At 65.1% G+C, this 5635-nt stretch carries 5 protein-coding genes and 1 pseudogene; all 6 read left to right on the top strand.

What is annotated here, in order from left to right:
- Positions 1-36 precede the first annotated feature (36 nt).
- A pseudogene (locus EN884_RS23495) lies at positions 37-531 on the top strand (AraC family transcriptional regulator); the annotation flags it as partial.
- 247 nt (positions 532-778) lie between these two features.
- Positions 779-1867, top strand: coding sequence for a sugar ABC transporter substrate-binding protein (locus EN884_RS23490; RefSeq protein WP_013530723.1), 1089 nt, complete (start codon positions 779-781; stop codon positions 1865-1867).
- 96 nt (positions 1868-1963) lie between these two features.
- Complete coding sequence (locus tag EN884_RS23485) at positions 1964-2785, top strand: ATP-binding cassette domain-containing protein (protein WP_024501653.1); 822 nt, start codon at positions 1964-1966, stop codon at positions 2783-2785.
- Positions 2782-4041: an ABC transporter permease gene (locus tag EN884_RS23480; RefSeq protein WP_024501652.1), complete on the top strand. Its 1260-nt coding sequence runs from the start codon at positions 2782-2784 to the stop codon at positions 4039-4041. Before EN884_RS23485 ends, EN884_RS23480 begins: the two co-directional genes overlap by 4 nt.
- Positions 4042-4063: 22 nt before the next feature.
- Positions 4064-4792, top strand: coding sequence for an SDR family oxidoreductase (locus EN884_RS23475; RefSeq protein WP_024501651.1), 729 nt, complete (start codon positions 4064-4066; stop codon positions 4790-4792).
- Between the two features lie 181 nt (positions 4793-4973).
- The coding region (locus tag EN884_RS23470; RefSeq protein ID WP_245491973.1) for an FGGY family carbohydrate kinase at positions 4974-5635 on the top strand (662 nt) is incomplete at its 3' end.

Raw genomic sequence — 5635 nt, 5'->3', positions numbered from 1 at the left:
GTCATGTAGCCCGACGGATCGGGCCGATAGCTGGCGCTGGCGCCATTGATGGAAGAGATGATGCAGGCGCAGGGCGTGCGCCGCATCGAGCTGTTCATGATGATCGCCGGCCTGCTAAGCCGCGCCCAGGAATTCCAGCTGCTGGCCAGCGCCAGCTATCGGCCCGATCCGTCGGGCTACATGACCGCCGGCATGAACAAGGCGCTCGCCTATATCAGGGAGAACCTGACGCAGCTGTTCGACGAGGCGGATCTCGCCGCCATCGCCGGCCAGTCGACCGGGGCCTTCTCGCGCTCGTTTCGCCGCCACACCGGCATGTCGCTGGTGCAGTATGTCAAGCGGCTGCGCATCAATCTCGCCTGCCAGATCCTGATGAGCGACGAGCAGGCCTCGATCACCGACATCTGCTACGAGGTCGGCTTCAACAACCTGTCCAATTTCAACCGGCAGTTCCTGGCGGAGAAGGGCATGCCGCCCTCGCGCTTCAGGCGCCTGCTGGCCGACAACATCAACGCGGGAAAAGCCGCTTAACGGAGGAGCCAGGGAGGAACCAAGGGAGGATTTTTCTTTTGCATGACGGACGTGAGCCGCGTTGAGCGGTTCGTGATGGAGAACGCTTGTCTCGAATTCCTCCGTCGGCGGAGGACGTCGGCGCGGCTCGAAAGTCCAGCGCCGGACCCTGGTACCCCTTCAATTGGGGCGAGGGTGGATGGGTGTCTTCAGACCACCAAAGCAGTCACGACCTTCTTACAACATATCCAGAAACGGAGAAGACCGAATGACCAAACTTTCAATTTCATTGAAGTCCACTGGCAAGTCCGCCGGCATGGCAGCGCTTGCGCTGTCGCTGCTGGCAGGCACCGCCGCTATCGCCAAGGCAGCCGAAGTCACCGACGCCACCGTCGCCTTCCTGATGCCTGACCAGGCCTCGACCCGTTACGAACAGCATGATTATCCCGGCTTCGCCGCCGAGATGAAGAAGCTGTGCCCGGGCTGCAAGGTGCTCTACCAGAACGCCGATGCCGACGCCTCGCGCCAGCAGCAGCAGTTCAACTCGGTGATCTCGCAGGGCGCCAAGGCGATTGTGCTCGACCCCGTCGACTCGACCGCCGCCGCCTCGCTGGTCAAGCTGGCGCAGAGCCAGGGCATCAAGGTCATAGCCTATGACCGGCCAATCCCGACAGCGCCGGCCGACTTCTATGTCTCGTTCAACAATGAAGGCATCGGCAAGGCCATCGCCGATTCGCTGGTCGAGCACCTGAAGGCGCTGAAGGTCGATCCGGCCACCGGCGGCGTTTTACAGATCAACGGTTCGCCGACCGACGCGGCGGCCGGCCTGATCAAGAAGGGCATCCATGCCGGCCTCGACAACAGCGGCTACAAGATCCTGGCCGAATACGACACGCCGGAATGGGCGCCGCCGAAGGCGCAGCAATGGGCCGGCGGCCAGATCACCCGCTTCGGCCCGAAAATCCTCGGCGTGGTTGCCGCCAATGACGGCACCGGTGGCGGCGCCATCGCGGCCTTCAAGGCGGCCGGCGTCGATCCGGTGCCGCCGGTGACCGGCAATGACGCGACGATCGCGGCACTGCAACTGATCATCGCCGGCGACCAGTACAACACCATCTCCAAGCCGAGCGAGATCGTGGCGGCGGCCGCCGCCAACATCGCCATCAAGCTACTTTCTGGCGAGACGCCTAAGGCCGAGATGACGCTGTACGATACGCCCTCGCAGCTGTTCACGCCGGCTGTTGTGACGCAGGAAAACCTGAAGGCCGAGATCATCGACAAGAAGATCAACACCGCGGCCGAGCTCTGCGTCGATCGTTACGCGGAAGGCTGCAAGAAGCTGGGCATCGGGAACTGACCGCGACCCTTGCCCGCTCCGCTGCCTGGCCACCCGCGTGGTGGCCAGGCAGCGCTCATGCGAAATTTTTGAACCGGTTTTGAAAGGCTTCCTGGCATGACCGATACCTCGGACGAACCGGTTCCGGCAGGCGAGCTGGTGCTCAGCCTGCGCGGCGTTTCGAAGAATTTCGGCGCCGTTTCGGCGCTCACCGACATCGATCTCGATGTCCATGCAGGCGAAGTGGTGGCGCTGGTCGGCGACAATGGCGCCGGCAAGTCGACCCTGGTCAAGATCCTGGCCGGCGTGCATCAGCCGAGCTCAGGCACGATCAGTTTTCGCGGCAAGCAGGTGACACTTGCCGATCCGAGTGCCGCGCTGACGCTCGGCATCGCCACCGTGTTCCAGGACCTGGCGCTGTGCGAGAACCTCGACATCGTCGCCAACATCTTCCTTGGCCGCGAACTCAGCCCGCTGCGGCTGGACGAGGTGGCGATGGAAGTGCGCGCCTGGACGCTGCTCAACGAGCTTTCGGCGCGCATCCCGAGTGTCCGCGAAGTGGTCGCTTCACTGTCGGGCGGCCAGCGCCAGACGGTGGCGATCGCGCGCTCGCTGCTGCTCGAACCCAAGCTCATCCTGCTCGACGAGCCGACGGCAGCGCTTGGCGTGGCGCAGACGGCGGAAGTGCTCAATTTGATCGAGCGGGTGCGCGACCGCGGCCTCGGCGTCGTCATCATCAGCCACAACATGGAAGACGTGCGCGCCGTCGCCGACCGCATCGTCGTGCTGCGGCTTGGCCGCAACAACGGCATCTTCTCGCCCGATGCCTCGAACCAGGAACTGGTCAGCGCCATCACCGGCGCCTCGAACAATTCGGTGTCGCGGCGCGCCGAGCGCAGGCAGGCCAGGCAAGACCAGACCCAGGAGCCACGCCCATGAGCCGCGAAGCCGAACAGGCCGCCCCCGTGCCGCCGCAGCTCGACCGCGCCGATGTGCGCGTCAAGCACGAGGCGGGGATCGGCGGCGCCATCCGCCGGTTCTTCGACCGGGTCCGCTCGGGCGATCTCGGCTCGCTGCCAGTGATTGTCGGGCTGGTCATCATCTGGACGGTGTTCGCCAGCATCAACCCGATCTTCCTGTCGAGCAGCAATCTGGTCAATCTGCTGTTCGATTGCTCAACCGTCGGCGTCATCGCGCTCGGCATCGTCTGCGTTCTGATGGTCGGCGAGATCGACCTGTCGGTCGGTTCGATCAGCGGCTTTGCCTCGGCCATGGTCGGCACGCTGTGGGTCAACCAGGGCTGGCCGGTGGCGCTCGCGATTCTGGCCGCTGTTGCCGTCGGCGGCTTCATCGGCGCCCTCTATGCGCTGCTGTTCAACCGGCTCGGCATGCCGAGCTTCGTCTCGACGCTGGCCGGCTTGCTGGCGGTGCTTGGCCTGCAGCTCTACATCCTCGGCTCGACCGGCTCGATCAACCTGCCCTACGGCTCGAACCTGGTGAATTTCGGCCAGTTGCTGATGATGCCCAAACTCGTCTCGTTCGCTCTGGCGGCCGTGCCGGGCATCGTCATGCTGATCACCGGCCTGCGCACCGTCGCGCGCCGCCGCGCCGCGAACCTGTCGGCGCCGTCGACCGGCGGGCTCGTCACGCGCGCGGTGGTGATTACGGTCATTCTCGAGCTCATCGTCTTCTATCTCAATCAGGCGCGCGGCATTCCGTGGATGTTCGGCCTGTTCGTCGGCCTGGTCATATCGATGCACTACGCGCTGACGCGGACCAAATGGGGCCGCTCTATGTCGGCGGTCGGCGGCAACCGCGAGGCGGCGCGGCGCGCCGGCATCAATGTGCGGCTGATCTATTCCAGCGCCTTCGTGCTGTGCTCGATGCTGGCGGCTTTCGGCGGCGTGCTGTCGGCGGCCCGCCTGGCCTCGGCCAGCCAGCAGGCCGGCACGGGCGACGTCAACCTCAACGCCATCGCAGCGGCCGTCATAGGCGGCACCAGCCTGTTCGGCGGCAGGGGCAGCGCCTATTCGGCACTGCTCGGCATCATCGTCATCCAGTCGATCGCCAGCGGCCTGACGCTGCTCGATCTGTCCTCGTCGCTTCGGTACATGATCACCGGCGCCGTGCTTGCCATCGCGGTCATCGTCGACTCGCTGGCACGCCGCTCGCGTGTCTCGCATGGCCGGGCCTGAACCCATCAACAGGAAGCAAGACATGAGCCAAGAACTGTCCGGAAAAGTTGCCGCCGTCACCGGTGCCGCGTCAGGCATCGGCCTCGAATGCGCCAGGCATATGCTGGCGGCCGGCGCCACCGTGGTGCTGGTCGACCGCGCCGAGGCGACGCTGAACAAACTGTGCGCCGAACTCGGCCCCAAAGCGATCCCGCTGGTGATCGACCTGATGCAGCCGGCAAGCGTCGCCACCATGATGCCGCAAATCCTGGAGAAGGCCGGCCAACTCGACATCTTCCATGCCAATGCCGGCGCCTATGTCGGCGGCGAGGTGGCGACCGGCGATCCCGACGTCTGGGATCGCATGCTCAACCTCAACATCAATGCCTGCTTCCGTTCGATCCAGGCGGTGCTGCCGCACATGATCGAACGCAAGACCGGCGACATCATCGTCACCAGTTCGATCGCCGGTCTGGTCCCGGTGGTCTGGGAACCGATCTACACGGCCTCCAAGCACGCCGTGCAGGCCTTCGTCCACACGGTGCGCCGGCAAGTCGCCAAGCACGGCCTGCGCGTCGGCGCCGTGGCGCCCGGCCCGGTGGTGACGGCACTGGTCGACGACTGGCCGAAGGCCAAGCTCGAAGAGGAACTCGCCGCCGGCGGCCTGATGCAGCCACGCGAGGTGGCCGAAGCGGTGATGTTCATGCTGACCCGGCCGCGCAATGTGACGATAAGGGATTTGGTGATTTTGCCGCAGAGCAATGATCTCTAGGGGGAGTAGGGGAGTAGGGCAGTAGGGCAGTAGGGCAGTAGGGCAGTAGGGCAGTAGGGCAGTAGGATTGCTCTGCCGTTCAATGCCCGGGCCCGAGCCAAGCCACCATCTCCTATTCCCGTACTGCCTTACTGCCCTACTCCCCTACTCCCCTACTGCCTTAAACCGAAGGTTTCCCCCAATGTCCCACTTCCTCGGCATCGACGTCGGCACCGGCAGCGCGCGGGCCGGGGTGTTCGACCACACGGGAACCCTGCTTGCCTCGGCCAAACGGGACATCGAGGTCTGGCGCGAGGCCGGCGACATTGTCGAGCAGTCGAGCAACGACATCTGGCGGGCGGTTTGCGCGGCCACGCGTGAAGCGGTCGCGCAATCGGGCGTGGCGCCCGAGGCGATCGCCGGCATCGGCTTCGACGCCACCTGTTCGCTGGTGGTGCTGGGCGAGGGCGGCGTGCCGCTGCCGGTAAGCAAGTCCGCCAATCCGGAACGCAACATCATCGTCTGGATGGATCATCGCGCGGTCGAGCAGACGCGCCGCATCAATCGCAGTGGCGAGGCGGTGTTGAACTACGTCGGCGGCGTCATCTCGCCGGAGATGGAAACGCCGAAACTCCTGTGGCTGGCCGAAAACCTGCCCGCCACTTTCGACGCCGCCTGGCAGTTCATGGACCTCGCCGATTTCCTCACCTGGCGGGCGACCGGCAGCCTTGCCCGTTCGGTCTGCACGGTGACCTGCAAATGGACCTATCTGGCGCATGAGAGCCGCTGGGACGAGACGTATTTCCGCAAGATCGGCCTCGGCGCGCTGGCCGACGAGGCATTCGCGCGCATCGGCACCGAGAT

The organism is Mesorhizobium sp. M7A.F.Ca.AU.001.01.1.1, from assembly GCF_004022735.1.
Taxonomy (GTDB): Bacteria; Pseudomonadota; Alphaproteobacteria; order Rhizobiales; family Rhizobiaceae; genus Mesorhizobium; species Mesorhizobium ciceri.
Note: the sequence above shows the minus strand (reverse complement) of the source record. Positions and strands in the feature narration are given on the sequence as shown.